The organism is Parabacteroides sp. KHUB-02, assembly GCF_056640955.1.
In genome coordinates, this window is the sequence record NZ_JBWQEV010000001.1 from 1,021,578 (window position 1) to 1,037,571 (window position 15,994).

The 15,994-nt window shown below is 51.7% G+C and carries 12 protein-coding genes; 4 read left to right on the top strand and 8 right to left on the bottom strand.

What is annotated here, in order from left to right:
- The first annotated feature begins 87 nt into the window (after positions 1-87).
- The 4 genes from ACYIA1_RS04435 to ACYIA1_RS04450 all read left to right on the top strand — a co-directional run bounded on the left by ACYIA1_RS04435 (position 88) and on the right by ACYIA1_RS04450 (position 4,310).
- Positions 88-483: a response regulator gene (locus ACYIA1_RS04435; protein ID WP_005863076.1), complete on the top strand. Its 396-nt coding sequence runs from the start codon at positions 88-90 to the stop codon at positions 481-483.
- Between the two features lie 123 nt (positions 484-606).
- Positions 607-2,721 (top strand): KamA family radical SAM protein, encoded by a 2,115-nt coding sequence (locus ACYIA1_RS04440; RefSeq protein WP_057326476.1) that lies wholly within the window; start codon positions 607-609, stop codon positions 2,719-2,721.
- A 71-nt stretch (positions 2,722-2,792) separates the two neighbouring features.
- A complete protein-coding gene (locus ACYIA1_RS04445; protein ID WP_057326475.1) occupies positions 2,793-3,335 on the top strand; it encodes a ferredoxin domain-containing protein in 543 nt (180 codons plus the stop codon).
- A 6-nt stretch (positions 3,336-3,341) separates the two neighbouring features.
- Positions 3,342-4,310, top strand: a complete 969-nt coding sequence (locus ACYIA1_RS04450; RefSeq protein WP_057326474.1) for a hypothetical protein — start codon at positions 3,342-3,344, stop codon at positions 4,308-4,310.
- A 158-nt stretch (positions 4,311-4,468) separates the two neighbouring features.
- Here ACYIA1_RS04450 and ACYIA1_RS04455 read toward each other — a convergent pair whose 3' ends face one another.
- The 8 genes from ACYIA1_RS04455 to mfd all read right to left on the bottom strand — a co-directional run bounded on the left by ACYIA1_RS04455 (position 4,469) and on the right by mfd (position 15,892).
- Positions 4,469-4,792 carry a type II toxin-antitoxin system RelE/ParE family toxin gene (locus ACYIA1_RS04455; protein WP_146374808.1) on the bottom strand — a complete coding sequence of 108 codons (324 nt, stop codon included), beginning with the start codon at positions 4,790-4,792 and terminating at the stop codon, positions 4,469-4,471.
- The gene (locus tag ACYIA1_RS04460; RefSeq protein WP_122144202.1) at positions 4,786-5,028 is read right to left on the bottom strand and encodes a hypothetical protein; all 243 of its coding nucleotides are present in this window, start codon (positions 5,026-5,028) and stop codon (positions 4,786-4,788) included. The genes ACYIA1_RS04455 and ACYIA1_RS04460 overlap by 7 nt, the downstream gene beginning before the upstream one ends.
- 56 nt (positions 5,029-5,084) lie before the next feature.
- Positions 5,085-6,380 (bottom strand): Na+/H+ antiporter NhaC family protein, encoded by a 1,296-nt coding sequence (locus ACYIA1_RS04465; protein WP_122144203.1) that lies wholly within the window; start codon positions 6,378-6,380, stop codon positions 5,085-5,087.
- 56 nt (positions 6,381-6,436) lie between these two features.
- Positions 6,437-9,025, bottom strand: coding sequence for a DUF5686 and carboxypeptidase-like regulatory domain-containing protein (locus ACYIA1_RS04470; protein ID WP_480334517.1), 2,589 nt, complete (start codon positions 9,023-9,025; stop codon positions 6,437-6,439).
- Positions 9,026-9,204: 179 nt separating this feature from the next.
- Complete coding sequence (locus tag ACYIA1_RS04475) at positions 9,205-10,032, bottom strand: DUF6261 family protein (protein WP_122144204.1); 828 nt, start codon at positions 10,030-10,032, stop codon at positions 9,205-9,207.
- Positions 10,033-10,420: 388 nt separating this feature from the next.
- Positions 10,421-10,576: a hypothetical protein gene (locus ACYIA1_RS04480; protein WP_162613644.1), complete on the bottom strand. Its 156-nt coding sequence runs from the start codon at positions 10,574-10,576 to the stop codon at positions 10,421-10,423.
- Between the two features lie 24 nt (positions 10,577-10,600).
- Positions 10,601-12,502: an AMP-dependent synthetase/ligase gene (locus ACYIA1_RS04485; RefSeq protein WP_288655650.1), complete on the bottom strand. Its 1,902-nt coding sequence runs from the start codon at positions 12,500-12,502 to the stop codon at positions 10,601-10,603.
- A gap of 27 nt (positions 12,503-12,529) precedes the next feature.
- A complete protein-coding gene (gene mfd, locus ACYIA1_RS04490) occupies positions 12,530-15,892 on the bottom strand; it encodes a transcription-repair coupling factor (protein WP_122377546.1) in 3,363 nt (1,120 codons plus the stop codon).
- Between the last annotated feature and the right edge of the window lie 102 nt (positions 15,893-15,994).

Sequence of the window (15,994 nt, forward strand, 5' to 3'; positions counted from 1 at the left end):
ATTTTATGTCTACTTTCTAATATTTGTTTTATCTTTGCTTCATCAGAGTTTATTTGATTTTGATTAAAAGAATAAAACGTTATATATATGGATGTGAAAAATGATTTGAGTGGAGGAAAGCCCACGTTGCTAATCGCGGAGGATGAGGAAAGTAATTATTTACTTCTGAAGACCATTTTACATAAATATTGTAATTTGATCCGTGCTAAAACTGGTTTGGAAGCTTTGGCTCTCTTTAAGGAAAACGAGGTGGACTTGATCTTGATGGATATAAAGATGCCTGAGATGACGGGTATCGAGTCTTTGAAAGAAATCCGTAAGCTATCGAAAGATATCCCCGTAATCATGCAGTCGGCTTATGTATTCGACTCTGATATGGAAGCCGCTAAAGAAGCCGGGGCTTCCGGTTTTATCACGAAGCCGATCAATCTAAAGGTATTGAAAAATACGATATCGCAGTATTGTCCGTCGATCGTATGGTAAGGATTTATTAAGATGTTTTAGATTTGTATAAACGGCATTTTGCCGTATTTTTTGTTATTTTTGTAGAAAATCGTCAAGAGGGCGCTTTACAAATGTATTCTAATCTACAAAAATGACATGCTTATGATAAAAAAAGAACATCTTGTATCCGACATTTCTAAACTAAAAAAAGTATATAATCAGAGCTTCCCTTGGTTGGTGACCTTAGCGGAAGAAAGTGAGAACGCAAAGTATTTTAAGGATGCTTTGCGTTCTCTTATTTTATCCCGGCTCACGGAAAAGGAAAGTACCCAAGAAAACGTAGGAATGGCGGTGGCGAGACGTATCCTTCTTTTGATTGAGCATGATGATACTTTCGTGGACGAGCTGTCTACGGGCGAGCGTCTTCCGGTGCGGACGGTCACTTATCTTTGGCAGTTCCTGATCGGCCATTTGGAAAATGAGGTCTCTCCTGATTTATTCATTGACCTATACCATCAGTTTGATTTATTGGAATATCCGGTTGAGATCCTACCGGACCGGGCATTGGTGAAAAGGCAGATGAGCCGTTGGCCGACCGGGCTTGACCCGGAGGTAATCGCTATCCGTGAGAGGAACAAGGAGCGTATCATCTCTTGCTTGATCAAGAAGATAGAAAGACGCCATAGCCCTTCGTCACGTTTTCAGTTCGCCGAGGGCATCTCCTATGAGGAGAAAGAGGCCCGGGTACGTGAATGGTGGAATACCGCTCGTTTCCATTTGTCGATGGCGATCAAGAGTCCTACGGAATTGAACTTCTTTTTGGGATATTCCCTGTCGGACGAGACGATGAGCTTATTGGCCCGTGCCAAAAAGAAGGGGATGCCCTTTTTTGTGACTCCTTATTATCTTTCCCTATTAAATATAGAACATGAGGGGTATGACGACGCTACGGTGCGATCGTACATCATGTACTCGAACGAGCTGGTAGATACGTATGGAAGCATTAAGGCGTGGGAAAAGGAAGACATGGTCGTTGCCGATGAGCCGAATGCGGCGGGTTGGCTATTGCCGGAGGGACATAATATACACCGGAGGTATCCGGAGGTGGCGATCTTGATCCCCGATTCGATGGGGCGTGCCTGCGGTGGATTGTGCGCTTCTTGCCAGCGCATGTATGATTTCCAGAGCGAGCGGTTGAATTTCGATTTCGAGGCCCTGAAGCCTAAGGAGAGTTGGGACCGGAAGTTACGTCGTCTGATGCGTTATTTCGAGGAAGACGCCCAGCTACGGGATATCCTGATAACGGGCGGGGATGCCTTGATGAGCCAGAACGCTACCTTGCGTAAGATATTGGAGGCGGTATATAAGATGGCGGTGCGGAAACGGAAGGCGAACGAGAGCCGTCCGGAGGGCGAGAAGTACGCCGAGTTGCAACGGGTACGGCTAGGTTCCCGGTTGCTGGCTTATCTTCCGCTGCGTGTGACCGATGAGTTGGTCGGTATATTGAGGGAGTTCAAGGAGAAGGCTTCCGCTATCGGCGTGAGCCAGTTCTATATACAAACGCATTTCCAGTCTCCACTAGAGGTGACACCGGAGGCGAGGCACGCTATCGAGGCGATCTTGGCGGCGGGCTGGACGATCACGAATCAGTTGGTATATACGGTTTCGGCTTCCCGTAAGGGACATACGGCGAAATTACGGCAGACCTTAAACGCCCTTGGGGTGGTTTGCTATTATACGTTCTCCGTGAAAGGATTCCTGGAGAATTATGCGGTTTACACCCCGAATAGCCGCTCGTTGCAAGAGGCTCGTGAGGAGAAGATCTTCGGGCAGGTGCCGGAGGAGAAACAGGCGGAGTTGTATGATATGATCCGTAACCAACGTCCTTTAGGCAAGCGTTTGGTTCGTTTCCTGAAGGAAAACGGGTTGTTGTTCGCAGGTACGGATCGTAATGTATTGAACTTGCCCGCTATTGGTAAGAGCATGACTTTCCATACCATAGGCCTGACTTCCGAGGGAAAGCGGATTCTTAAGTTCGATCACGACGGGAGCCGTCGGCATAGCCCGATTATCGATCAAATGGGTGAGGTTTATATCGTGGAGAATAAATCCGTGGCCGCTTACCTTAGGCAATTGAAGGAGATGGGCGAGGATGTCAATGAGTACCGTACGATCTGGAATTATTGTGAGGGAGAGACGGAGCCTCGCTTCAGTATTTATGAATACCCGGCTTATCCCTTTAAGGCCACGGACCGAATGACTAATCTTGAATTATGAATTCTATCCTCATATGTTTGCCTTGGTTTCGTATATTTTGCTTAATTTTGTTTCACTGAATTTAGAAGGATATGATACAGAACGAAAGAGAAATCAGGCATGAGCTTGTGTTACAGGCCGCACGCCGTATGATGACAGCCGCTCGCACGGCTCCTAAAGGCAAGGGTATTGATATCATAGAGATAGCGATGGTGACGGATGGGGATATCTTGCGCTTGTCCGATGAGATGATCCAGATAGCGGCCGAGACCGGATTCAAGTTCCTGCTCCGTGACGCCGAGAATATAAAGAGTGCCGATGCCGTGGTGATTATCGGTACCTCCCAGAAAGTACAAGGCTTGAACTGCGCCCATTGTGGTTTCGATACCTGCGTGGAGAAGCCGGACTTGGTTCCGTGCGCTATTAATTCCGTCGATCTGGGTATCGCTATCGGCTCGGCTTGCGCTACGGCGGCGGACCTGCGTGTGGATACTCGTGTCATGTTCAGCGCCGGCTTGGCGGCCCAACGACTGGGGCTGTTGGGAGACTGTAAATGCGTGATGGCGATACCGGTCAGCGCCTCGTCGAAGAACCCGTTTTTTGATCGTAAACCGAAAGAAGAACCGAAAAACTAGAAACAAATGAGTGACTCTATTCTAAAATTCGCGAATAAGCTGGAGATACGTTATTCCTTTAATAATAAATCCAATTATATGGATGCCATGACCAAGCACCGGTGTGAGAAGGAGATTCTTACGCTGATACGTTCCTTGGCGGATATGCTGGACGTGAAGCTGACGGTTTACAACGAGCCTTACGATAAGGAGGGTGGTTTCCGTGAGAAGCTGGGCGTGGCTGGGGAGAGTAGCCGCTCTATCTCTATCGTGTTGAACTTGGTGATGCAGATATTGACCCGTCCTTCCTTGTCGGTAGGTGGACAACCGCTGATGGATCGTACGCCGGCGGACGAGGAGGAGATGCAGCATGAGCTGTCCAAGTTACGCCGTGAACTACGGCTGAAGACTCCGGGGGCTACGCCTTCACACCGCTTGATCGACCTGTTGAACGCCTCGCCCCGTTTCTGTAAGTGTAAGTCTAATTTCTACGAGGCTTTGAAAGGGTATCCGAAGGTGACGAAAATCTCGGTACGTGAGTTGAACGAGAAGGATCGCAACCGTTCCGGTTCGCTGGAGGTGAAACGGGACCAGTTCGATTATTTTATCTTGCGTAGCGACGATCTGCCTACGGTCAAGGATAATAAGGCCACGATAGAGATCATCTCGCCGGTACTGAAAGACAGTAAGTATCGGTGGAAAGGTATCTACAACAAGGGAGGCGAGACGATCGATTTCTATATGCAAGATGAGGATTTCAAGAAACAGATGTTCGAGGACAAGATCTCGTTCACGAGCGGTATGTGCATCGATTGCGTCTTGGAGATCGCCCGCCGTCTGTCGGAGCTAGGAGAGGTGGTCAACGTGAGCTATACCGTGACTACGGTGATACGTACCCGTTTCGATAAGATGGAGATCGTCACCCCTCAAGGCAAGCGGCATCTTCGTAAACTGGAAGCCGCGAAGAAGCAGCTTACGCTGGATTTGTTCGGCTAATCCGACAGCGGTATTCCCATCGCTCCCAAACACTACCGTGTTCCCACCTGAACACAGTAGTATTCATCAGCGAACACAATAGTATTCAATCCCGGACACAATAGTCTTTTTGCTTTGAATACTATTGTGTTTTCACATAGAGGATCTGTACGTCTTATTTATTCTTCTCCAAGCTTATCTTGTAATAGTGTGGGATTATTACGGCAATCCCAAACCGCAACGATATGACAGGTATCTTTCTCGTGGAAGTAAATTAATTTATAATGGTGTTTGACAACAAGGTATCTGAAACAAACCTCATTATCCGTCAACGCCGGTTCTCTCGCTCCTTGATCCGGGAACATTTCCAGTGTACGTGCGGCATCAAACAGGGCCTTCTTTATATTGTCGGCAGTTTGGGGACTATGCTTTACCGAACGGTAATATTTGCAGATGTCAAATAAATCTTGCTTGGCATTTTTCTGCCATTTTATTTTTACCATGCTTCGGCTTCTTTTACTAGGTCGTCGTGACTTTGTCCTAGGCCTTGGCGGGCATCTTGTACACCTTGGCGTACACGTTGTGTCAATTCGTCAACGTCATATTTACAAGGGCTGTCCCGTTCGACTTTATTTCGCAGCTGGCACAGATATTTTTTCAGCTGTGTCATCGCCTCTTCGTTATCTAGCAGGAAATTAAGATTCTCGAAGATGTCTGCCCTTAATTCCATAGTTGTCATACGGATCCTCCTTATTCTTTAAATGAGTACTGTGAGCAAAGATAATGTTTATCCATTTAATTTACCGTATATTTCCTCGGATAATTGAATAAGATCGCCAATAAGGCGCCTGCCCCCAATAGATACGGGTAGTAAAGATATTGCATGATCTCGATAGGGGAGACATGCCCGAGTCCGGCGGCCATCAACATCTGGGCGCCGTAGGGGATGATTCCCTGTACGAAGCAAGAGAAGATATCCAATAGGCTGGCGCTGCGGCGGGGATCTATCTTGAACCGGTCCGCTATATCTTTGGCGATCGGGCCGGCCATGATGAGGGCGATCGTATTGTTGGCCGTGCAGAGGTTGGCGAAACTTACCAAGGCCGCTATGCTCATCTCGGCCCCCTTGGAGGAATGGATGCGGGAGGTAAGCTTGCGGATGATCCAGTCGATACCCCCGTTATAACGGATCATCTCCAACATGCCTCCTGCCAGAAGCGTCACGATAATCAGCTCGCCCATATTCGTGATACCTAGTCCCATGGAGGCGTTCCAGCCCCAGATATCGAAGCTACCGGTCCACAGACCTACTATACCGGACAGGACGATCCCGATGAATAGCACCAACATGACATTGATCCCGCAAACGGCGGTTACCAATACCACCAGATAAGGGATCACCTTGACCCATTCGATCGGGGCCGGGGCGTAAGCGTTCTCCACGCCGCTTCCCACCAGCACGTATATCAATCCGGTCAGGATCGCTATCGGGAGGGCGATACGGATATTCACCTTGAACTTATCGGACATCTGGCAACCCTGCGTGCGGGTAGCTACGATAGTCGTATCGGATATGAACGACAGGTTATCGCCGAACATGGCGCCGCTCACCACGACACCCAGCATAAGGGCGTCCGGCATCCCCGTCTTGTCCGCTATACCGACGGCTACCGGGGCCAAGGCCACGATCGTGCCCACCGACGTACCTACCGAGATGGATATGAAGCAAGCGGCTAGGAAGATTCCGGCCGCCAACAGGTTGCCGGGCAGGATGGACATCGCCAGATTCACGGTAGCGTCTACGGCACCCATCGCCTTGGCGGTCTGCGCGAAGGCACCGGCGAGGATGAAGATCAATACCATCAGCATGATATTACTGTTGGCCGCCCCCCGGCAGAACTGCTCGATGCGGTTGCTTAATTTGCCTCCCTTGGAGATCGCTATCGCTACGATCGAGGAGATGACGAAGGCTACCGTTATCGGCATCTTATAGAAATCTCCCGCCACGATAGATACCACCAAATAAGTCAATAAGAATACCACCAGCGGTGTCAACGCCCAAGCGTTCGGTCTGCGTTCCAACTCCCCCATTTTTTCTTATCTCTCTTAAATTAACTGTCAACTGTCAATTCTCTACGTCCCTTCTCTTAGAAGGAGAACCGCAGCGCTATACGCACGCCCCCCTTCTTGATATTCGGTTGGTCCAGATACGTCAACCGGCGGTAATAATCGATCCGTAATATCTTGAAGATGTTCTCCAGACCTACGCTGGCCTCTAGGTAAGGTGTACGGCCCATCGGCGAGGTTCCCTCGGGGAAACGGTATAGTCCCGTCGGGTCCAAGGCCGGGTTGTTCTTATCGGTCAGTCCTCCGTAGAAACCGCTGAACGATATCACCTCACGCAAACGTAGCCACTTCACGCCGGGAATACGGTTTAAGATCCATCCCTTCATATAATACGTGAAGTAGAACGAAACATACTGGTCGCTTACGAACTCCAGCGCACGCATCATGTTGAAGGCTTGCGGCTGGATCGTGATGGACTGGTTGGTATTCGGCATGATGAGCAAGGGGAAAGGAACCTTGTCCCATACCTTGCCCGCCGTCACCAAGGCGTCGATATGTCCGAAGGAAGAGAGCCAGATCCGTTTCTCGGCGCTGATCTCCGTATGGTTGTAGTTGAAGTCGCCCCCCAACACGTTCTTCAATCCCATTTGATGGGATAGCTTGAATACGGGAGCGTCTTTCGAGAGGTTGAAAAGCGAGTTCTTACCCTCTCGTCCGTTATAGGCACGCTCGCCCGGGGCGAAACGAAGCTGGGCCCCTAGCTCCGTGTTGGTGAAACTCTTTAGGTTCGTCAATGTCCCGTCGGCGTTGTAACGGTCGTAGCGGAGCGTTCCGGCCGCCTCGTTGTTCTCGTTACGTGCCCAAGTGGTAAGGGTCAGGCCATTCAGCCATTCCTTCTGGTACTGGAGCATGGTCTTGCGGATGTATTGCATCATGGTGATGGGCTCGCCTACCTTCCATGCCACGAACATATTATCCTTGCTGGTGAAGAGGAAGTCCTGACCGGGCGTATATACGTCGTACTCTTGGATCGCAGAGATGTTGTTCACCGGGCTTTCTCCCTCGTGATATTTCTTCTTGTTCACGCTATACGTCAGCTTGGCGTTATACTTTAGCTTACGGTCGTTTACGCCATAGGCCAGATAACCGCTACCGAACCAGTGCGGGTTGAGGTTTGCCGTCGTCATACCTCCCACACGCATGCGGAAGCCCTCCAGATGGTTGGCGCTGAACGTGGTATTCATCGGTCCGAAATCGAACTTGCTCTTATCCTTGTCCGCCGTGGTCGGGATATAACCGGTGATCAATATCTCGGCGGTCTTGATGATCACGTTGAAAGCCGGTACCTTGCGGAGTTGCGCCAGCAAGTCGTCCAAGGCGCTCTCTTTCTCTTTCAAGGGGACATGGCGGTTGTGTATCCAGAAGGTGTCGGTCTGGGCGGTGGCTTCGGGCAACTCATGGATCGGGCCGAGAAGGCCGAAGATCGAGTCGGCGTTCTGCACGTCGAACTGATACTTATCGAAATTCCTTAGCTGGTGGGCATAGAGCTGTTGCGCCCCTTTTACGATATAGAAATTAACGTAGGTATTCTCGTTGGCGAGCACCCAAGTGCTATCCGGCATCCGCTTGAACTCTTGCTCGATCCGGAGCTTGTCCACCCAGTTGAGGTTGATGTTCGCCGGGGTGTTCAAGAGGAATTTCTTGACGGCGTAATTACCGTCCAGCGTGATGTACAAGCGGCCCGTGAAACCATAGCTCTGGCTGTTTACGGGCACGAAGGCGAGATCCACACATTTATCTCCGGCAACGTCCACCGTATCCATGATATAATATTTGTAATAGGAGACGGCCAGCGTGGAAGACAGCGGGCTCACGAAACGGTTCAACAAGATATTGATATTGTTGTCGAAGATATTGACGCCCTTGAATATCTCCTCAAGGTTGGCGGTGATGGCGCCTCCATCGTCCAAGGTCTTGTCGATACCCTGCTGGCGCTTGGCCTTGGTGATCGTCTTCTCCGCCTTGGGATGTTTGCGGTAGTATTGGTCGGAGATCGTCTCACGGACGGAGATCGTCAGGATCGGTTTCCCGTTGAACTCCGAGGTATCCAGATAGTTCTTGATGAACTTGAATTTCTTCAGGAACTTATTCTTCTCGAGATTGGGGTTGAAGTCGTCCAGCGACATGCTGAGCTTCTCGTACACCTCGCTTTGGTACTCGTCCTTCGCCTCGATGCGGTTGTCGTTCTTATGCTCTATGACTTTCTTGATCAGTTCCACGGCGGGATTGTCCTTGCGGGAATATTTCTCACGTTTAGGCTTGACGACTACCTCGGCAATCTCGAACGAGGTAGGCCGGAGGAGCACGTTGAGGGCGTTGTTCTTTTGCCCCGCCTTTAGGTTTACGACCTTATTGTCATATCCAAGCGAGGATACGACCAGCCGGGTAAGTCCTTTGTCATTCTGGAGGCTGAAAGCCCCGTCATCGTCGGTCATCGCCCCGATCGTCGAGTTCTCGAACATGACGGATACGTAGGATAGGGGTTCCCCGCTTACGGAGTCTCTCACGATTCCGGACGCGGAAGTTATGCTCTGGGCGTATAGGACGGAAATGCCGGTCACGAATTGTAACAGGACTAGCAAAGTGATATAGCGAATAGATCTTATCATGTAAATGTCTCGTTATTCCTTCACGGATAATACTGTTGGCAAAGGTATGTTTTTTTCGTGGGAGGGAGGGGGGAGAGGCTATTAATAATCATTAATCACCGGGTTTCCCACCGCTCGATGGGAAACCCGGCGGTAGAAAACGCGAGCTTCATTATTTAACGAAAAAGATCTTCATTATTTTATATCTCTGATGGCGAGTCGCTGTCGGTAGCGGGCTTGTCGCCTTCTTGTTTCTTGGCGGCTGCGGCCCTCGCCTGCGCTATGCGTTGGTTGTAGAGGGCGTTCGTCTCGTCGACCAGCGCGTTGAGGCGGCTGATGAAGGCGGCGGTCTCTTGAGTGGGCTTCACCACGCTTTGCGCAAAGGCGTAGGTGGACATCTCGTCGTATTCCTCGTCCATGCGTAGGCGGATTTTCTTGGCGCTCTCTACGGGGTCGTCCGCCTTGGCGTTGGCGCGTTGCTCGGTGAGCGTGGCGTATTGCTTGTTCTTCTCTTTCAGCGCTGCTACTACCTCGGTGAGGTTGATCGCCGCCAGCGCCTCGGGCATCCCAGCCTTGTCGAGGTCTACCAGCAAGCCCTCGATGGCGGCCGTCTCCTGCAAGTTGGCGAGGCGCGCGGCTCCGATGTAGGGTTTCACGGGAAGGTATAGCTTCTCGGCCGCCGTGCGTTGCGCCGCCAGCGGGCTTTTCGTCATTTGGGTAATAGTGGAAGTAATGAAGATCAAGAGATCATCCCTCTCCTTGTCGAGGGCGGACATCTGCGCGGTCTCCTCGCTGGCCGAGGATTGGTTCACGGCGTCGGTCAGCAGGGCGAAATCGGTGGCGAAGGCCGTACGAAGTTCTTGGGGGATGCCCAGCGGGTCGTTCGGGTCGAAGCTGATCTCGTCGGGAGATTCCGAGTCGCCTCCGCCACCCGCGAGCAGGTTCCCGTAGCGGGCCATGAAGGTTCGGTACTCGGCGTTGTTCAATCTCTGTAAATAAATAATATTCACCTTGGTTATTTTTTCCATATCTGAAAATTTTAGGAGGATCGCTAGATCCGTTTTACAGTGCTAAAGGTATGATAATTTTGGGATCCAGCCACCAAAACCTATCGCATTTTTCATATATTCGGGCTTACATCGGGCATGAAATGGAATTTCAATTTTGAAATGGGGCCTACATTGGGTGCGAAACGGAATTTCAATTTTGAAACTGGGCTTGCATTGGACGCGAGGTGGAATTTCAAATTTGAAATGGGGCTTACATTGGGTGTGAAACGGAATTTCAAGTTTGAGACTGGGCTTACATCGGGTGCGAGGTGGAATTTCAAATTTGAAATGGGACTTATATCGGGCGCGAGGTCAAATCTGTAAAAAATGCGAGGCCCAACCTTGGTGGCCGGGCCTCGCCGATAAATCATTTCTTCTTGATCACGATGATACGCGTGCCGCCCTCAGGCTGTACCAGATCCCCGATCTGCTTGCCATTGTCATCTAACGTAGGAACCAAGAACGGATAATATTCCGGGTTGTAATACTGCTTCGTGCTTAGGGAGCCTTCTCGGGGGTGCATGGAGTAGGCGAGCACGCCGCGTCTCTACAACGCCTCCTTGTTCCACTTGTTCTGCGGGTTCTTCCCCTCGGGGGTATAGAGCTGGGCGATACGGGCGGCGTAGGCTTTCTCTACCTTGCCCCGGACGATCTTCATGGTGCTGTTTACCATGCCGTTTTGCTCGGTGAAAGGCTCGGGGAGGATGGCGAAGGTGGTCGGCAACCAACGGTCCGGGAACATACTAGACAGGTCGCCTCCCTTGCGGAAACGGTCGATCTGGCGCTGGATGATACGGATGGCCTCTTCCCGGCCTTGATCGCTCGTGAGGTCCAGATTCTGGTGGGCCAGATGCTTCCTCAACCGTTCTTTGTTAGGGACCAACAGGGCGGTCGTGTACGGACTCTGGTTATTGTATAGGATCAGCTGGTCGATGCAAGAGGAATGCTCTACCAAGGCCTCCTCTATACCCTCCGGACTGTATTTCTCCCCGTCGCTTCCGATCAGCAGGCTCTTGAAACGCCCCAACACATAAAGAAGCCCGTCACGCATATATCCCATATCCCCGGTGTACAGCCAACCCTCCTTTACGGTATCGGCCGTCGATGCCGGGTTCTTCCAGTAGCCGGCCATCACGTTCTCTCCCCGGATGACGATCTCGCCTTTCTCCCCCGGAGGAAGTACGTTGCCGTCCATGTCGCAGATCTTTAGGTCGAGGGGCCGCACCAATACGCCGCTACTGCCGAAGGTATGGCGGCGGGGGCCGTTGGTCGAGATGATCGGTGTCGCCTCGCTCAGCCCGTATCCTTGGTACATCGGGATTCCCAAGGCGTAATAGAACTTCTGCAAGTCCTTATCCAGCAAGGCGCCCCCTCCGATAAAGAACTTCAGCTCGCCCCCGAAGTTCTCACGGACTTTCGCGAACAATAGCTTGTCGAACAAACGGACCAGTGGCTTCAAGAGGACGCGGAAACCTTTTCCTTCCTCCTCGTCGCTATCCCCGTTATAGATATAACCGATCCGTAAGGCTAGGTTGAAAAGGCGGACGGCGTTCTTGCCTCGCGCTCGGATACCCTGCTCGATATTCTTCTTGAAGTTCTTCGCCAAGGCGGGGACACTTAATATCAGGTACGGCTTGAACTCCTTTATATTGATAGGGATATTCTTCAAGGTCTCCATACCGGTGCGCCCTACCTGCACGGTCGCTACCGAGGCCCCCTTCGACATGAAGATGTAGAATCCTACCACGTGGGCGAAGCAATGGTCCAACGGGAGGATCACCAGCGTACGCCACGTATCGTCTATATCCACGCAAGTGAGCGCTTGCTCCACGTTCGCCGTATAGTTGCGGTGGGTGAGGATCACGCCTTTCGGATCGGCGGTCGTGCCGGAGGTATAGGTGATGGTGGCGTAATCATCGTTGCCCAGCGATTGCCCGATCGCCAAGAACTCCTCTAGCGGATGAATACCCAGATAGACCTTCCCCATCCGGCGTATCTCGGACAGCGGCATCTCACGGTCTTGGTATTCCGCTTGCTCGTCGAGTACGATGATCTTCCGTACGGCGGGGAGCTTATCCTTGATCGCCCGGATTTTCTTGAGTTGCTGGCCCGATACCATGATATATTTCACGTCGGCGTGGACGAGGCGGAATAAGAGGTCGTTCGCCTCCTCCAGCTTGATCGATAGGGGCACGTTCGTCGCCCCGGCGTAGAACATGGCCAGCTCGCCGATGATCCACGCGTTGCGCCCTTCGCTCAGTAAAGCCATATTATCCCCCTTTCGCACACCCAGCGATATGAGGCCGGCGCTTTCCTCATAGACGAGGTCGCGAACCTCGGCGTAAGTGGTTGGCTCGAATCGCTTGCCCGTCTTCTCCCATAAAAAAGGATTACTCGGGAATCGCTTGGCTGAACTCTCAAAAAGGTCTATAATCGTTTTCTTTTCCATATCTTTTCGTGTTTGTAAGAGGATGTGTCAAAAGTTGGTTGAGTTTATTTTTTCCATCTCTTGCAGGTAGCCGCATGCCGCTTCCACCGTAGGGACGTTCTTGATCACGATGCTTCGCTTGCCATTCTGCTCCCGGAGGTTGCATTCACGGGGATGCTTTTGGATGAAGCCCAGCAGCTTGCCGAACGCCTCGCTTTGGTAATACGGGCTGTCCGGGTTATTCACCAAGAAGAGGCTCATCTGCCCTTTCTTCAGGACCACTTTCTCCATGCCCAGTTTCTTGGCCATGCGGCGGAGGCGCACGATCCGGATCAACTCCTTGCCCTCCTTCGGTATCTTGCCAAAGCGGTCTTTCAGGCGCTCCGTAAAGGCGAGGATGTCACGTTCCTCCTCCATATTATCCAACTCCCGGTATAGGGAAATACGTTCCGAGTCGTTGGGGATGTAGGTGGGAGGGAACATCAATTCCAGATCGCTCTCGATATAGGTCTCCCGGACGTACTCGCTGCCCGTATCCCGGTGCCCTTCGGTGTTATCGGCGTAAAGATCGGCGAATTCCTCGCTTTTCAACTCGTCTACCGCCTCCTCCAAGATCTTCTGGTACGTCTCGTAACCCAGATCCGCTATGAAACCGCTTTGCTCAGCCCCCAACATATTGCCGGCCCCCCGGATATCGAGGTCTTGCATGGCGATATGGATACCGCTACCCAGCTCGGAGAAGTTCTCGATCGCTTGCAACCTGCGCCGTGCCTCCTGCGTCAGCGAGGTGAGGGGCGGGGAAAGGAGGTAGCAGAAGGCTTTCCGATTGCTTCGTCCCACCCGTCCGCGTAGCTGATGGAGGTCGCTAAGCCCGAATTGCTGGGCGTTGTTGATGATGATCGTATTGGCGTTAGGCACGTCGATGCCGCTCTCCACGATACTGGTGGCTATCAATACGTCATACTCATAATTCACGAAATCGAGGATGATCTTTTCCAGCTTCTCCGGCTCCATCTGCCCGTGCCCCACGGCTACCCGTGCGTCGGGGACTTCCCGCCGTACCAAGGCTTCCATCTCGTAAATGTTCTGGATACGGTTGTTGATGAAGAATACCTGCCCGTTCCGGCTCATCTCGAAATTGATCGCTTCCCGGATGATATCGGGGTTGAAACGCTCCACCTCCGTCTGCACGGGATAACGGTTGGGCGGTGGCGTGGTGATGCTGGAAAGATCCCGGGCCCCCATCAAGGAGAACTGTAGGGTACGGGGGATCGGGGTGGCCGTCATTGTCAAGGTGTCCACGTTCACCTTCAGCTGCCGAAGCTTCTCCTTGACGGATACCCCGAACTTCTGCTCCTCGTCGATGATAAGCAAGCCCAGATCCTTGAAACGTACATCCTTGCCGACGATCCGGTGGGTGCCGATCAAGATATTCACCTCGCCCTCTTTCAGCTCTTTCAAGGTAGCCTTGATTTGCGCGGCCGTACGGGCCCGGCTGATATAATCGATCTTGCAAGGGAAATCCTTCAAGCGCTCACAAAACGTCTGGTAATGCTGGAAAGCCAGTACGGTGGTGGGTACCAACACGGCCACCTGCTTATTGTCCGATACCGCCTTGAATGCCGCACGGATAGCCACCTCGGTCTTTCCGAAACCAACGTCTCCACAAATCAACCGGTCCATCGGACGGGTACTTTCCATATCCGCCTTGACCTCGGCGGTAGCCTTCATCTGGTCCGGCGTGTCCTCATAGATGAAGCTGGCTTCCAGCTCATGCTGCATGAAGCTGTCCGGCGTGTAGGCGAAACCCGTCTCTTGCTTGCGTTTGGAATAGAGGAGGATCAAGTCCCGGGCGATATCCTTCACCTTCGCCTTGGTACGTTCCTTCATCTTTTCCCATGCGCCTGTGCCGAGCTTGCTCAACTTAGGCGGCTCGCCGCTCTCTTTCCCCTTGTATTTCGATAATTTATGCAGGGAATGGATGCTGACGAATATAATATCGTTATTCTGATAAATCAATTTGATGGCCTCTTGCATCTTACCGTTCACCTCGGTGCGTACCAATCCCCCGAACTGTCCTACGCCATGGTCGATATGTACGATATAATCCCCCTGCGAGAACTGGTTCAGCTCCTTGAGCGAAAGGGTGATCTTTCCGCTTCGTGCCTTATCGCTCTTCAAGTTGAACTTGTGGAAGCGGTCGAACAATTGATGGTCGGTGAAAAAGCAGATGCGTAGCGTATCGTCGGCGAATCCCTCGTGTATCGTGCGGTTTACGGCGGTGAAAGGGATATTGTCGCCCCTATCCTCGAAAATCATCCGGATACGGTTGGCTTGTTTCTCTTGATCGCTCAATATATATAATGTATAGCCCTCGTCGAGGTATTTATGGAACGACTCGCTCACCCGGTCGAAATTCTTATGATAGATCGGCTGCGTTTGCGTAGAGAAATGGATGGTAGCGTCCGCCGTTCCCATCGGCCGTGCCCCGAAATGGATGCGACGGAAATCCAAGACCTCCCGTAGGAAGTCCTCGCCCCGGACTAATTTCTTCCGCATCTGGTCGATATCGGCGAAGGATTCCTCGTCGGCTACCACCGGATCGTCGTTCCATACGCTTCCGATGCGCTCCTTGCACCATGCGAGATCTCTCGCCGCTATGCAGGTGTTCCGGGGAAGGGAGCCTAGCAAGGAAGTACTATCCTTGGCGTTCTTGCTCATCTCCGGTACGATATAGATGCTGTCCAGTTTCTCCTTGCTGAGCTGCGTCTCCACGTCGAACGTACGGATGGTCTCCACCTCGTCGCCGAAAAAGTCGATACGGTAGGGAAACTCGTTGGAGAAAGAGAAAACGTCGAGGATACTGCCACGGAGGGCGTACTGCCCCGGCTCATATACATAGTCGACCTGCTCGAAGCCATACTCGTCCAGCACGTCGGAGACAAACATATTATCCAGCTTCTCACCCACGCTGATCTTTAAGGTATTCTCCTTCAATACCTCCCGGGCCACGACTCGTTCCGCCAAGGCGTCCGGATACGTGACGATCACGAAAGAGGCGTCCGGGTCTTGCAACCGGCTGAGTACCTCGGTGCGCAGGATCTCGTTCGCCGGATCGACATGCCCGTACTTGATGGCCCTTCGGTAAGCGGACGGGAAGAAGTATACCTCATTGCTGGCGGTAAGCTGCATCAAGTCGTGATAGAAATAGCCGGCTTCCTCTTGGTCGTTCAACACGCACACATAACTTCCCCTTCCTTTCGTAAAAAGAGAGGCGATCGTCATTGCCGGACCCGAGCCATTCAGTCCCTTTAGGAATATATTGCGGGACGTATCGTTTTTCAGTAAGGTGTCCAGCGCCGTCACTTGCGGGTGAGCGGCATATAGTTTCAATAATTCTTGTACTTCCAAAGCGAAATCTTGTTTCCGCGAAGGTAACCTTTTTGCTTAAGTTTTTATAGGTGTTCGTCCGGTTTCTTTCTTTATCAAGTAACTTTTACGGCTCTCTAAAAC